Origin of the sequence: Alkaliphilus peptidifermentans DSM 18978 (assembly GCF_900101495.1) — a bacterium.
GTDB lineage: Bacteria > Bacillota > Clostridia > Peptostreptococcales > Natronincolaceae > Alkaliphilus_C > Alkaliphilus_C peptidifermentans.
In genome coordinates, this window is record NZ_FMUS01000001.1 from 59,570 (window position 1) to 72,333 (window position 12,764).

General features: G+C 35.4%; 14 protein-coding genes. 3 read left to right on the top strand and 11 right to left on the bottom strand.

The annotated features are described in order from the left end of the window. Positions 1 to 327: 327 nt before the first annotated feature. Positions 328 to 654 (bottom strand): winged helix-turn-helix transcriptional regulator, encoded by a 327-nt coding sequence (locus BLP68_RS00305; protein WP_242876865.1) that lies wholly within the window; start codon positions 652 to 654, stop codon positions 328 to 330. A 136-nt stretch (positions 655 to 790) separates the two neighbouring features. On the opposite strand from BLP68_RS00305, the gene BLP68_RS00310 reads away from it, so the two are divergent. Further along, complete coding sequence (locus BLP68_RS00310) at positions 791 to 1,711, top strand: phosphotriesterase family protein (protein WP_091538622.1); 921 nt, start codon at positions 791 to 793, stop codon at positions 1,709 to 1,711. Positions 1,712 to 1,749: 38 nt separating this feature from the next. Here the strand turns inward: BLP68_RS00310 and hisIE are convergent, their stop codons facing one another. The 9 genes from hisIE to hisZ are packed head-to-tail and all read right to left on the bottom strand — an operon-like array spanning position 1,750 to position 9,438. Then, positions 1,750 to 2,391, bottom strand: coding sequence for a bifunctional phosphoribosyl-AMP cyclohydrolase/phosphoribosyl-ATP diphosphatase HisIE (gene hisIE / locus BLP68_RS00315; RefSeq protein WP_091538623.1), 642 nt, complete (start codon positions 2,389 to 2,391; stop codon positions 1,750 to 1,752). An 8-nt stretch (positions 2,392 to 2,399) separates the two neighbouring features. Continuing rightward, the gene (gene hisF / locus BLP68_RS00320; RefSeq protein WP_091538626.1) at positions 2,400 to 3,158 is read right to left on the bottom strand and encodes an imidazole glycerol phosphate synthase subunit HisF; all 759 of its coding nucleotides are present in this window, start codon (positions 3,156 to 3,158) and stop codon (positions 2,400 to 2,402) included. After that, a complete protein-coding gene (hisA, locus tag BLP68_RS00325; RefSeq protein WP_091538628.1) occupies positions 3,155 to 3,868 on the bottom strand; it encodes a 1-(5-phosphoribosyl)-5-[(5-phosphoribosylamino)methylideneamino]imidazole-4-carboxamide isomerase in 714 nt (237 codons plus the stop codon). Before hisA ends, hisF begins: the two co-directional genes overlap by 4 nt. Then, complete coding sequence (gene hisH / locus BLP68_RS00330) at positions 3,865 to 4,470, bottom strand: imidazole glycerol phosphate synthase subunit HisH (RefSeq protein ID WP_091538630.1); 606 nt, start codon at positions 4,468 to 4,470, stop codon at positions 3,865 to 3,867. The genes hisA and hisH overlap by 4 nt, the downstream gene beginning before the upstream one ends. A 25-nt stretch (positions 4,471 to 4,495) precedes the next feature. Continuing rightward, complete coding sequence (gene hisB, locus BLP68_RS00335; protein ID WP_091538632.1) at positions 4,496 to 5,083, bottom strand: imidazoleglycerol-phosphate dehydratase HisB; 588 nt, start codon at positions 5,081 to 5,083, stop codon at positions 4,496 to 4,498. 55 nt (positions 5,084 to 5,138) lie between these two features. Further along, a complete protein-coding gene (gene hisC, locus BLP68_RS00340) occupies positions 5,139 to 6,227 on the bottom strand; it encodes a histidinol-phosphate transaminase (protein WP_091538634.1) in 1,089 nt (362 codons plus the stop codon). After that, a complete protein-coding gene (gene hisD / locus BLP68_RS00345) occupies positions 6,224 to 7,516 on the bottom strand; it encodes a histidinol dehydrogenase (protein WP_091538637.1) in 1,293 nt (430 codons plus the stop codon). Before hisD ends, hisC begins: the two co-directional genes overlap by 4 nt. A 59-nt stretch (positions 7,517 to 7,575) precedes the next feature. After that, positions 7,576 to 8,220, bottom strand: a complete 645-nt coding sequence (hisG, locus tag BLP68_RS00350) for an ATP phosphoribosyltransferase (protein WP_091538640.1) — start codon at positions 8,218 to 8,220, stop codon at positions 7,576 to 7,578. Positions 8,221 to 8,232: 12 nt separating this feature from the next. Next, positions 8,233 to 9,438: an ATP phosphoribosyltransferase regulatory subunit gene (gene hisZ, locus BLP68_RS00355; RefSeq protein ID WP_091538641.1), complete on the bottom strand. Its 1,206-nt coding sequence runs from the start codon at positions 9,436 to 9,438 to the stop codon at positions 8,233 to 8,235. Between the two features lie 258 nt (positions 9,439 to 9,696). On the opposite strand from hisZ, the gene BLP68_RS00360 reads away from it, so the two are divergent. Both BLP68_RS00360 and BLP68_RS00365 read left to right on the top strand, forming a co-directional pair. Continuing rightward, positions 9,697 to 10,431, top strand: coding sequence for a nuclease-related domain-containing protein (locus BLP68_RS00360; RefSeq protein ID WP_176758791.1), 735 nt, complete (start codon positions 9,697 to 9,699; stop codon positions 10,429 to 10,431). A gap of 386 nt (positions 10,432 to 10,817) precedes the next feature. Further along, positions 10,818 to 11,546 (top strand): NERD domain-containing protein, encoded by a 729-nt coding sequence (locus tag BLP68_RS00365; protein ID WP_091538646.1) that lies wholly within the window; start codon positions 10,818 to 10,820, stop codon positions 11,544 to 11,546. A 48-nt stretch (positions 11,547 to 11,594) separates the two neighbouring features. On the opposite strand, the gene BLP68_RS00370 is transcribed toward BLP68_RS00365, so the two are convergent. Beyond that, the gene (locus BLP68_RS00370; RefSeq protein ID WP_091538649.1) at positions 11,595 to 12,758 is read right to left on the bottom strand and encodes a YibE/F family protein; all 1,164 of its coding nucleotides are present in this window, start codon (positions 12,756 to 12,758) and stop codon (positions 11,595 to 11,597) included. Positions 12,759 to 12,764 lie beyond the last annotated feature (6 nt).

The following is a 12,764-nucleotide window of genomic DNA, read 5'->3' on the forward strand; positions in this document are numbered from 1 at the left end:
TCATACTAAAACTCAATAAAGTCCATAATTAGATGAATCATTGTTTTCAGTAAAAAGCCTCCAGCTCGTTAAAAAAAACAGGATTAGTTAATCCTGTTTTAGGTTGTTGAAAAAGCCAACAATGTCCAGACTGTTCAAAATTCTTCAGATTCGAGGCGCAAGAAAACCCAGCGAACGTAGCGTATACATAATACGTGAGGGTGCTGGGTTTTTGCAGCAACGAAGAAGATGGAGGATTTTCAACAGTCTGAAACAGGATTAGTTAATCCTGTTTTTTTACTATCACAGAACCGTACTTAACGTATCCGGCTCAAATACTCCCTAAATTTATTTTCTTTCTATATGCTTAATATAATATTCACCCCATCTATTCATAACATCCATAACCTTTAAAAACTCATTTCCTATCTCTGTAAGGGAATATTCCACCTTTGGTGGAACTTCTAAATATGCCTGTCTATGTACAATTCCATATTCCTCAAGCTCTTTTAATTGTTGAGTTAGATAACTTTTTTGAATTTCTGGTAAAGCTTTTTGTAATTCGTTAAACCTCATAACACTATTCTTTAATAGACATATTATTGAAATTTTCCACTTGCCATTGATAATATTATGGGTTATCTCAAGAGGACACTTAATATTTTTTATTTCCACCTTCACTCCTCCAACATGGTGCAAAATTTTGTACTAGGTACTATTAAAAAAACTACTGGTTAATATTGGCCTTGTACATTACAATTATATTAAATTATATATAATTTATCAAACAATATAGGAGGTAGGTATATAAATGATTAATACAGTATTAGGAACTATCAAAAATAATGAATTAGGTTTAACACTCTGTCATGAGCATTTTGTTGTGGACTTCGGTGGTGCTGATACTCCTACCCACTATAATAGAGAAGAAATTATAGCTACTACTCTACCCTTTTTAAGTTATTTGAAAGAATTAGGATGTAATACCATAGTTGATGCTACTCCCAATGGTCTAGGAAGGAATATAGATTTACTTGTTGAAGCTTCATCAAAGTCAGGAATTAATTTCATTACATGCACTGGCGGTTGGGATGGACTTCAATTTGATGGTAAATACATACCATCCACCATTAAAAACATGTCTACTGAAGAAATTGTTGATTTCTGGAGTAATGAGTTTTTTAATGGAATTAATGGTACTTCTGTTAAACCCGGCTTTATAAAGATAGCCTTAGGAGACTCCGGCTTTCTAACCGACTTCCAACTTAGAATCCTCCTAGCTGCCATTGAGACAAGTTTAAAGACTAACCTTCCTATTCACTGTCACTGTGAGTCTTCAAAGGTAATAGAGGAAATATCTCATATGTTAGAAAAAGAGAATTTTCCACTTAATAAATTTGTTTGGCTTCATTGTGATATTGAAAAAAATACCAGGTTAATCAAAAAATTAGCACAGGAGGGTATGTGGGTGTCCTTCGATTATACCTTAGCCAGAGCTAATGACTTTACATGGTATATTGAAATGATAAATTCCATGAATGAGTCAGGCTTAATAGGTAGATTGCTTATTTCCCAAGACCATTGTATTTATGATCTTGATGAAAAAATATGCAAGAAATCTATGGATTGGGTTTTTAAGGATTTAATGCTCCTATTGAAGGACAGTGGTTTTTCTCAGGAAATACTTGATAAAATATTTATTAAAAATCCTTCCATTGTTTTTAATATTTAATATTTTGCACAAGTAACCAAACCATATAATTGCTTTGGTTACTTGGCATATCGTTTTTCCAATTCACCAAATACATCTTCTGGTTTTACATCCTTATGGCATAGCAATACCAAGAGATGATATATTAGATCACTGCTCTCATATACTAATTCCTCTTTATCAGTATTTTTTGAAGCAATAATTACTTCTGCGGTTTCTTCTCCTACCTTTTTTAAGATTTTATCCAGGCCCTTATCGAATAAATAGTTGGTATATGATCCTTCCTTCGGATTCCTTTTTCTTTCAGTAATAGTTTCATAAACCTTTGTTAAAATATGTTTTTCTTCATTATAATTAGATGAATCATTGTTTTCTGTAAAAGCCTCCAGCTGGTTGAAAAAACAGCTCTTTTCTCCAGTATGGCAGGCATTTCCCTTTTGCCTAACTTTAATTAACAGTGTGTCGCCATCGCAATCATAGTCAATTGAAATTACTTTTTGGATGTTACCAGAAGTGGCACCTTTATTCCAAAGCTCTTGTCTACTTCTACTCCAAAACCAGGTTTCCTTTGTTTCTATTGTTTTTAATAGTGAAGCCTCATTCATATATGCCATCATTAAAACCTGCATCGTATCTATATCCTGTATAACAGCAGGTATAAGGCCTGCCTTATCAAATTTTAGTTCTTTTATTTTTTCCATTTTGTCCCCTACCTTCTTACTTCGATTCCTTCCGTTTCAAGATACTCCTTTAGCTTTGGTATTTCAACCTCTTTGAAATGAAAGAGTGATGCTGCAAGGGCGCCATCAGCGCTTCCAGCTTTAAAGGCATCATAGAAATCTCGATAGCTTCCTGCGCCTCCTGAAGCAATTACAGGTATATTTACTCCTTCGCTAATATCCCTTGTTATGGCTAAGTCATAGCCTGCCTTCGTACCATCTCGATCCATACTGGTCAAGAGTATTTCTCCTGCCCCTAAAGCTTCAACCTTTTTAGCCCAGTCTAAGGCATTAATTCCAGTATTCACTCTGCCTCCCTTTACATACACATTATATCTTCCATCCTGCTGTAGCTTTACATCTATTGCCACCACCACCGCCTGACTACCGAACCTTTTGGAACAATCATATATAAGGGATGGGTTTTCAACAGCTGCCGAATTCATAGATATTTTGTCTGCTCCTGCCCTCAAAGCTTCTCTAAAATCGTCGATACTACGGATACCACCACCTACTGTAAGGGGAATGAATACCTCTTCGGCCGTTTTTCTGACAATATCCAGTATTAGCCCTCGATTTTGATGGGAGGCTGATATATCTAAAAAAACCAATTCATCTGCTCCAAACCGATTGTATTCCCGTGCAATGGCGACAGGGTCTCCTGCATCCACCAAATTAACAAAATTCACACCCTTTACCACTCTACCTCCATCCACATCCAGACAGGGTATAATTCTTTTAGCTATCATCCTATCACCCCTCTAGCCTGCTTCAAAGTAAACCTTTCCTCGTATAGAGCTTTACCCACGATGGCACCTTCAACATCTAATTCCTTTAGGCTAATTAGGTCCTGTAAACAAGAAACCCCTCCAGAGGCAATAAGTTTTATCTTTGAAGCCTCTTTTATAGTTTTAATGCCATTAAGATTTGGTCCTTCAAGCATTCCATCCCTACTAATGTCAGTATAGACAATGTGGTCTACTCCCATAGTTTCCAGTTCCCTAACAAAGTCAACTGCTTTCACATTACTAAGCTTCACCCAGCCCTCCAGGGCAACCATGCCATCCTTTGCATCTATGGAGACGACAATTCTATTCCCATATTTTTCAATAGAATTGACAAGCATTGCTTTATCCTCCAATGCCTTTGTTCCTAGAATAACTCTTTCTGCTCCAATCTGAAGAAGGGCTTGAATTGTTTCAATATTTCTAATCCCCCCTCCTACCTGTACAGGAATATCCACCTCACTAATTATTGCTTCTATAGTTTTTAAGTTCTTAGTGCTTCCAGTGAAAGCACCATCTAAATCAACCAAATGAAGACACTCTGCCCCCTGCTTCTGCCACAGTCTTGCAACCTGCTGAGGAGATTGAAAATACACCTTTTCTTGATCAATTAAACCTTGTGTTAAGCGTACACATTTTCCATCCTTTATATCAATTGCTGGATAAATAATCATTTTATCACCTGCCCAAAGTTTCGAAGTATTTTCAAACCAATATCACCGCTTTTTTCTGGATGAAATTGCATTGCAAAAACATTATCCTTTTCAATAACAGCAGGAATTTCCACACCATACTGTGTAACCCCTTTAACAATATCATTAGCATCTGTTTTAACATAAAAGGAGTGAACGAAATAAACGTACTCATCTTCCTCTAAGCCCTGCAGCAGTCTACTGTCTTGCCTTCTATGCAGCTTATTCCAGCCCATATGAGGTATTTTAAACTTAGGTGGTATTTTAATTACATCTCCCTCTAGTAAGCCTAGTCCATTACATGCCTCAGTTTCGCTTCCCCGCTGAAATAATATTTGCATACCTAGACATATTCCAAGAAGGGGCTTTCCTTTATTTACTTCATTTATAATTGAATCAATTAATCCCTTTTCTTTAAGATTTTCAATGGCATTGTAAAAAGCTCCCACACCGGGTATTATAATGGCTCTGGCATCCATTAAATGTCTTTTTTCATTTGTAACTATTGCATTAATCCCTATATAGCCAAAGGCCTTTTCAACGCTTCGTAGATTTCCCATTCCATAATCTAATATCGCAATCATAAATCTAACCTCCAAACTTCTAGCCTTATAGAATCCCTTTTGTTGACATAACACCTTTTATTCTATCATCTATGGTGTAGGCCTCTCTCACGGCTCTACCAAATGCCTTAAATATACTTTCAATAATATGATGGTTGTTCCTTCCATAGAGATTATTTATATGGAGGGTAATTTCTGCCTTCATTGCTACAGCTCTAAAGAACTCCTCCACTAGCTCTACTTCAAAGGAGCCAACCCTTTCACCTGTATATTTTACATCGAAATAAATAAATGGCCTTCCACTAGCATCTATTGAAATCATTGAGAGGGCTTCATCCATAGGAGTATAAATAGTTGAATATCGTTTTATACCCTTTTTATCTGTAGTTGCTGCCTTAATAGCTTCGCCTAATACAATGCCAACGTCTTCCACTGTATGATGAAAATCTACATTAAGGTCACCGACTGCCTTTAGCTCTATATCTATTAAGCCATGTTTAGCCACCTGCTCCAGCATATGATCAAAAAAACCAATACCCGTTTCAATAGTACCATTTCCTTCACCATCTATATCTAAAGTGATTTCAATTTCAGTTTCGTTGGTTTTTCTTTTTCCAGTATATCGCCTTTCCATAATAACCTCCTATCTAGAAGCAACTAATAATTAGTAATGAGTAATGAGCAGTTCTTTATCTTGCCATCTTAAGTGGTGCTTCCTTCTGTAATCCAAAGTATCTTCTTACTACCTCCATAAAGCCTTGATTTTCTGTAGCCGTACCCACTGTCACCCTAATACAATTTTTTAATAGACCTTCCCCTTCATAGTAGCGAACAAATATCCTTCTGTCCTTTAAATATTCATAAAGCTTTTCAGCGGAGTCAACCCTTAATAATATGAAATTACCATAGCTCTCGAAAGATTCAACTTCTGGAATTTCATTCAAGCCATCCATTAAGCTTTTTCGTTGCTCTATAATCTCATTAATTGCTCCATTGAATAACTCTTGATTTTCAAGACAAATCTTTGCTGCTGTTTGATCGAGACTACTAATATTATAAGGGGGCTTTACCTTCTTAAGTGTAGATATTAATTGCTTAGAGGCAATGGCATATCCAATTCTAGCCCCAGCCAAACCATATGCCTTTGATAGGGTTCTTAAAACTATCAAATTAGGATAATAATGAATAAGGTCTGCAGCAGTGGTTCCATAAAACTCATAATAAGCTTCATCCACTACTACAATTCCGTTGGAATGCTCAATAATTTTAATGATTTGCTCCCTTGGAATTATTCCCCCAGTTGGGTTATTGGGGTTAGTTAAGAAAACAACCTTGGGTTGTACCTGCTTAACTACTTTAATAAAGCTATAGTAATCAAAGCTAAAGGAACTGCCCATATCCACTTCTACAGTTTCTCCCCCCATAATCTGATTAGAAATCTTATACATGGAAAAGGTAGGGGCTTGAGTGACTATTCTATCACCTTCATTAATAAAAGCATTTAAAATCATACCAATTAATTGGTCAGATCCACTACCGATAATAGCCTCATCTAAACCAACTCTGTTTTTTGCTGCTACTAGCTTTATCAGCTCCGATGAGTTTGGATCAGGATATCTATTTACATTAAGCTTAAGTAGAGCTGCTGCTATCTTTTGATTTAGTAAATAGGGTACAAGGGTATTTTCATTGGAATCCAGCCTAATGCCTTCTCCTTGTTCAACAGGCTCATAGGCTGATAATTGATTTACACTTTTTTTAATCAGCTTTTCAATCATTTTTCAAACCTCACTTTTATTGCATTTTTATGGGCTGTTAATGCCTCCAGCTCTGCAAATATCATGATGTCATCCTTTGACTTTTCCAACGCTTCTTTTGAGTAATAGATTATACTACTCTTCTTTACAAAATCATCAACTGATAATGGTGAGAAGAAACGTGCCGTTCCACTGGTGGGTAATACATGATTGGGTCCAGCCATGTAATCTCCTAGGGGCTCCGGCGAAAAATTTCCTATGAAAATGGCACCAGCATTTTTAATTTTGTCTAGCCATATAAAGGGATCTTCTATACATAGCTCAAGATGCTCTGGCGCAATTTCATTAGAGATTTCTATTGCAGCCTCAAGGGTAGAAACTACTATAATACTTCCATAGTTTTTCAGAGATTCTCTAATAATTTCCTTGCGTTCTAATAGTTCAGTTTGCTTTACTATTTCATCCTTTACTGCCAAAGCCATCTCTTCAGATGTGGTAATGCAAATAGCTGAGGCTAAGGTGTCATGCTCTGCCTGTGATAACAGATCGGCTGCTACATAAGTTGGGTTTGCCGACTCATCTGCAATAACTAAAATCTCACTTGGTCCAGCAATCATATCTATATCTACAAAGCCATATACTTGTCTTTTAGCTGTTGCAACGTAAATATTACCAGGGCCTACTATTTTATCTACCTTTGGTATGGATTCAGTTCCGAAGGCTAATGCACCTATTGCCTGAGCTCCACCGACACGATATATTTCATTTATTCCAAGCTCCTTAGCAGCTGCCAAAACCCCTTCATTAACACCTCCGTTGGCTAATGGTGGAGTAACCATTATTATTTCCTCTACTCCTGCCACCATTGCTGGGATTGCATTCATTAGAACCGACGAGGGATATGCAGCCGTTCCACCTGGTACATATAAGCCTACCTTTTCTAAGGATGTTACCCTTTGCCCTAAAATTCCCCCACCAGCTACAGTGGTAAACCATGAGTTTTCCTTCTGCTTTTCATGAAAGCTTCTTATATTTTCAATAGCCTTCCTCAGGACCTTTATAAACTTTTTGTCAGCCTTCTTCCAACCAGCCTCTATCTCTTCAGGGGTAACCTTGATTCCAGCCTTTACCAGGTCTACTCCATCAAATTTATTAGTATATTTAATAATGGCCTTGTCTCCATCATCCTTTACATCCTGCAATATCTTTTCCACTGTACTGTTATATTTTTTAAAATCTGTATCATTTCTTTTTCTAAACTCTTCTTTTATTTCACAAATATTATTTCTATCTCCATTTATTATTTTCATCATATTTCCCCCTTGTGTTTTACTTCAACAAATATTTCCCTTTCTTAGGGGAGGCTCTCCTAAACATTAAAGCTTTGTTTATCAACCTCTGTATTAATTCGTTCTATTAGCTTCCGTACCATATCCTTCTTAGTTTTATAGCTGACCTTATTTAGTACTAGCCTTGCACTTATTTCCATAACATCCTCCATAACAATTAATCCATTTGCCCTTAAGGTGTTTCCTGTCTCAACAATATCTAGAATAACATCTGAAAGTCCAAGTATTGGAGCAAGCTCCACTGATCCCTCCTGCTTAATAATCTCAACCGATTGAACCTTCTCTGCAAAATACCGTTTAGCTATATTGGGATACTTAGTTGCAACCCTTAAATGCTTTTTACCCTCCATTGTATCCCCGTCCTTCCCCGCTACAGATAAACGGCACTTGCCAAGCCTTAAATCAACCACCTCATAGAGCTGCTTTTCCTGCTCTAGAAGTACATCCTTCCCCACAATACCCATATCTACAATTCCGTGCTCCACATATGTAGGAACGTCAGGGGCCTTAAGCATAACAACCTGTAGGTTATTTTCAGGAATCTCAAATACCAGCTGTCTGCTTTTGGATGTTAAAACGCTACAGTCGACTCCAATATTTCTTAATAATTTAATCTCTTCTTCTAATAAACGACCCTTCGCTAGGCCTATTTTAATCCATTCCATTGTAGCTTCCCCCTATAATGCTTCAACTAATTTCTTATCTTCATGGTCTATATATATTACCTCATCTACATTCCTTCTGCTGCAATAATCCCCTTCCTCTCCTTTATCGAGCAAGGATATTTCTACAATATTTCCACTTTTCCTTAACTCAGCAGACAATTGAAAGGCTTCTTTATATTTACTCTGTGGTGCTACTATTAAGTAATGCTTTTCTGCTTTTTTCACCTGGCACCCTTGAAGCTTTAATGCCTTGGTAACTTTATTAACAATAATTGCAAAACCTGTAGCAGGGCATTCCATCCCATATGTCTCCATAAGCTTGTTATAGCGTCCTCCACTGAGGACAACAGCGCCAAGTTCCTTGGTATAACCTTTAAATGTAATACCGGTATAATAGCCTAAATGTGCAACCATACCAAAATCAACGGTAATGAAGCTTCCGTAGCCGCATTCCTTAATGATATTACACACTGACTTTAGTTCAACTACAGCTGCCTTCATATCTTTATTTAGAGGGAGCAATTCTACTTCCTCCAAAACCTTATCAACATCACCAAATAAAGTAGGGAGTTTTTTTAATATAATTGCTGTAGCTTCATCTATTTCTAATGCATCTACCTCCCTCTCAAGTAGAATTAAATTTTTATTTGCCATTGCCAATAAAATTTTTTCTTCCTTTTCCTCAGGTAAATTAATGTTTCTTAATAAATGCTTGATGATCTTTATTTGACCTATTTCAATTTGAAAATCCTTCAGTCCTAGTTCCAGTAAGCTTTCAATAGCAGTAATAATCACCTCTACATCAGCATTCAAAGATTCAACTCCAAATAGCTCTACTCCAGCTTGCCGATATTCTCTTTTTCTCCCCGATTGTTCTTGATCCATTCTAAAAACATTCTGTATGTAGCATAGTTTGAGGGGATAAATAAAATCCTTCATTTTAGTGGCAACCATTCTTGCAATAGGAATAGTGCAATCGGGCCTTAATACCATTAAGCTACCATTGGTATCAATAAGCTTAAACATTTTATCTCCGTACTTTGACAGGTATTCATAGGAAAACAAATCGTAATACTCTAATGTTGGGCTACTGACCTCCATATATCCAGATTTCATAAAGTAGCTACTTAACTGATTTTCTATTTTTCTTCTGTAGATACAATCATCAATCAATAAATCCTGTACTCCCTCAGGTAATAAAACTTTTTTCGATACCATAATCTCACTCCATTGCTTTAATTAATTAAAGTGCTAAACTATTAAAGTATATGTTGTCTATTCTAATATTTTTACTTTTATTTGTCAATATAAAAAATTATAAAAATTTGAATGCTTGGTTTCCAGTAAAAAATATTAGAAAAATTGCAAAAAGTGTGGTAATATAATTAATAATGATAATTATAAAAAATGATATACTTTTCATTGAAACCATCATATACTAAACAATCAAATCCTTTTTTAAATGGAGTGATATATATGGCAATCGTAAAGAGCTACGACAAAAAGACTAAATATTCACACTATTCTGATTTATTCAGAAATCCATTTTGGATGTTTTTACTGGGTATTTGTGTGATTTTCTTTATTGCAGCCAACAGTGTTGCAATGTATATCATGTCCACTTGCCTATTGGTTTTGAGCCTTTCCATTCTTGCTTATGCTTATTTTGGTGAAGAGCTTAATTTACATAACCGGATATTCAGACACTTAAGCAAGCTGGATGAAGGATTTATAATTCTCCCCTCCATGAAAATTACTGATGGCTATGAGCATGGATGTACTAGCTTTGTTGTAATATCTCCGAAGGGAGTCTTTAATATTAAGGTGTTGGATTTTACCGGAATTCTAGAAGGGCAAGAAAAGGATGGTGTTTGGAATTACACCGATTACTCTTTTCCCTATCAGCCACAGCATAGACGTATTAGAAACCCAATTTTCAAGCTGGAAAAGAGCCAAAAAATACTTGAAAGTCTATTGAAAAAAAATCATATAAATTATTTATTTCTGAAATCTATATTTATCGTTAAAAATCAACATGCAGTAGTAAAATGTGATACAGATATTCCAATTATTAAATTGAATGAGTTAAACGATTACATTTTAGGCTGCTCTGATAGGCAGCATACACCATCTTTCTTAGAATCAATTACGGCTGCTATCATGAGTGGACATTCCGGCAGCTGCTGTGAAAAATTTATATGTGCTGAGTAATTAAACAATTAAAGCTCCCTTTTGGGGAGCTTTTGTTGTTGGCGACTTTGATGATATTATCCTATAAAGATGACCAGTGTCATAGTTCTAAATTTAAATGGGTTTGCTTTAATATAATGAATAGCATAGGGTTTTTCGTCAATATGTGTCGAGTACAAATTCATAACTACATGCATAAATTTTATGATAGTGGGTATTAAATGAAAAAGATAGTAAATAGTATATTAAATGTTGAATGTTGAATGTTTAATGTTTAATGTTGAATGTTGGTAAGAGTTAAAATCCATGAAAATAAATATAAAATTAAAGATTAATATGATAGAATTCAGATCTTTAAAGAATTAATTACAGGGATTTTTGTATTAGAAAAGGAAGGAGTTGACTGTATGTTAAATACAAAGAATAGGGGAAGCAAAAAAACAATTGAGAGATTTATAAAAGATCCTCTCTGGTTATATTTTTTAGGGATTTCATTCTTTGGATTTATCCTTGCAGAGAGCTCCTCTGGCTATATGCTGGCTTCAATTCTATTGCTTTTTACCATTGTAGCAATTTATTATCTATATATTGATAAGGCAGAAGCCCTCCACAAGCAAGCGATGGATCAATTTAGTAGCTTCAATCAAGAATACACACTTTTATCTGCTGTTACACTTCAAAATGAAGCTTCAAAGGGATATTCAGATTTTATTGTTATATCACCAAAGGGAATCTTTAATATACGTGCCCTTGACTTTGAGGGTACAATTAAAGGGTACGAGAGTGAAGACACTTGGTCTTACACTAAGCTTACAGGGCCCTATGATATTACTCAAAAGCTTATAAGAAATCCTGTTCATTTCCATCAAAAAACCCATGACATCATTCATGATTTGTTGATGAGAAATAATATCCGATATATTCCCATTCAATCTATAATTGTTATTAGAAATGAGGATGCAGAGATTCACACCAATAGTAACATACCTATTGTTAAGGTTAAGAACCTTCACCAGTACATAACCCAGCATTCTGATCGTCATAATATGTTCTCTTTAATTGATGAAATTGTGGGTATTTTCAAAAGTGAAGGTCACTATAGCTTAAAGACTATGGAAAAAGCAATGAGTAATTAGAGAATTATAGTAAAAAACCAGCGAGTTAATATTCGCTGGATTTTTATATTATTTTACCTTAGCCTTTTTGTTTTCCATACTAGCTTTATTAAACTCCTTCGCCAGCAATGCGGCTACTATGGCAGTTATTGGTACAGTTAAAACTATTCCAATACTTCCCGCCAATGCCTGTATAAATTCTATAGAAAAAAGATCAAGATTTATAAATTGCACATAGGGCATTCTATATGCCATAACAATAATTAACATATTTAAGAGTCCACCTGTAAAGGCTAAAATAAGAGTATTGGTCATTGTACCAATAATGTCTCTACCAACATTCATAGCAGATTGGAATAGTCCTTTTTTAGATAACTCCTTATTTACACTGTTTATTTCAAATACCGATGAGGTTATTGACATTGCAACATCCATAACAGCACCCAGGGAAGCTATTAGAATTGCTGCAAACATAAGCCCCCGCACCTGCATACCGGTTTCATCAGCAATATAAATTAGCTGATCTGCCTTGTCCATGGTCATTCCAGATAGCTGTGCCATCCTGCCAGCCAAATAAGATATACTTCCTGCAATTGTTACCCCTAAAACTGTACCTGTAGAGGCAGCTAGAGTTTTTTTGCTCCATCCACTGGTCATATAAAAGGTAACTATAGTTGATAATATGGCTGTTATAATAGCAATTAATATTGGATTATATCCCCTTAAAATCCAGGGTATTAAAAAGAAAATAATCATAATTCCAGTAAAAACTAAAGAAATAATTGATTTTAGTCCCCTCATTCTACCTACAGCAACTATTGCTAGTATGAAGAGTCCCACTAAAAAGTAAATTATTTTGCTTCTTTCATAGCTATAAATCCTGACACTTTCTATGTTATTACCATCCCTGTAAATGGTAACTACCACTTCCATATTTTCATCCGTATGAACATTATAGGTTCTTCCCATTGGGTTTCGTATATTATGAATTTCACCCTTAAAGTCTCCAGTAGTGATTTCTATCTGTACATCTTGATGTCCTAGGTACATATCCTTTATTGTTCTATCTGCATTCAGATTTTCTGAATACACCTCCAATATTCTTGCTTTTTCAAAATCTATATCCATTCTCCGAAAATCAAAGCTTCTATAGAAAATCCCCGAATAATAGATTACTGCAATTGCAATTAAAGCTATACAAGTAAATGATAAAATATTGATTTTGTTTTTCATATGTAC

Coding starts and splice junctions, on each gene's coding strand:
- BLP68_RS00310 (WP_091538622.1), top strand. CDS start 791: ATGATTAATACAGTATTAGGAACTATCAAAAATAATGAATTAGGTTTA.
- hisIE (WP_091538623.1), bottom strand. CDS start 2,391: ATGGAAAAAATAAAAGAACTAAAATTTGATAAGGCAGGCCTTATACCT.
- hisF (WP_091538626.1), bottom strand. CDS start 3,158: ATGATAGCTAAAAGAATTATACCCTGTCTGGATGTGGATGGAGGTAGA.
- hisA (WP_091538628.1), bottom strand. CDS start 3,868: ATGATTATTTATCCAGCAATTGATATAAAGGATGGAAAATGTGTACGC.
- hisH (WP_091538630.1), bottom strand. CDS start 4,470: ATGATTGCGATATTAGATTATGGAATGGGAAATCTACGAAGCGTTGAA.
- hisB (WP_091538632.1), bottom strand. CDS start 5,083: ATGGAAAGGCGATATACTGGAAAAAGAAAAACCAACGAAACTGAAATT.
- hisC (WP_091538634.1), bottom strand. CDS start 6,227: ATGATTGAAAAGCTGATTAAAAAAAGTGTAAATCAATTATCAGCCTAT.
- hisD (WP_091538637.1), bottom strand. CDS start 7,516: ATGAAAATAATAAATGGAGATAGAAATAATATTTGTGAAATAAAAGAA.
- hisG (WP_091538640.1), bottom strand. CDS start 8,220: ATGGAATGGATTAAAATAGGCCTAGCGAAGGGTCGTTTATTAGAAGAA.
- hisZ (WP_091538641.1), bottom strand. CDS start 9,438: ATGGTATCGAAAAAAGTTTTATTACCTGAGGGAGTACAGGATTTATTG.
- BLP68_RS00360 (WP_176758791.1), top strand. CDS start 9,697: ATGGCAATCGTAAAGAGCTACGACAAAAAGACTAAATATTCACACTAT.
- BLP68_RS00365 (WP_091538646.1), top strand. CDS start 10,818: ATGTTAAATACAAAGAATAGGGGAAGCAAAAAAACAATTGAGAGATTT.
- BLP68_RS00370 (WP_091538649.1), bottom strand. CDS start 12,758: ATGAAAAACAAAATCAATATTTTATCATTTACTTGTATAGCTTTAATT.